The sequence below is a fragment of the Ruegeria sp. BJ6 genome, from assembly GCF_056537885.1.
This window is the reverse complement of sequence record NZ_JBQFSG010000032.1, coordinates 1-540: the sequence shown is the minus strand read 5'-3', so window position 1 is coordinate 540 and position 540 is coordinate 1. Positions and strand designations below refer to the sequence as shown.

1 protein-coding gene is annotated in these 540 nt (G+C 56.9%); it reads left to right on the top strand.

Annotated elements, in window-relative coordinates:
* Positions 1 to 459: transposase (locus ACR0D6_RS22550; RefSeq protein WP_480767161.1), on the top strand; the 459-nt coding region annotated here is incomplete at its 5' end.
* Positions 460 to 540 lie beyond the last annotated feature (81 nt).

Here is a 540-nt window from a genome sequence, read left to right as displayed (position 1 = left end):
CGCACAGACTTCGAATGGGACGCTGAGCATGATCAATATATCTGCCCAGAGGGTCACGCGCTTAAACAGTTCCGCCGGAATTACTCTGATCCAAACCGGGGGCCGTCGGGCAAGGGCACAGCCCGCTATCGCGCCTTGAAAGAAGTCTGCCAGGTATGTCCGTCCAAACAAAGATGCTGCCCCAACGCTGATGCACGCAAAATCACCCGCGAAGAGCACGAAGATGCGCGCCAGGTCGCCAGAGATCTGGCCAAAACTGAAGAGTACCAGATTGCGATGAAGCTCAGAAAGAAAGTTGAGATGCTCTTCGCCCACCTCAAGCGCATCCTAGGCCTTGGACGGCTCCGATTACGTGGACCGTGCGGCGCAAATGACGAATTCCTCCTCGCCGCCACCGCCCAGAACCTCCGCAAATTGGCGAAAATCTTTCCCGCACCGCAGCAAACGCGAAACGCCTGACCAGAAAGGCGCTCGTGCCGTGCTCAGGTCACCCCATTCTGCGACTGCAACACGTTGTTTTTCAACAGAATCGGCGGGAAG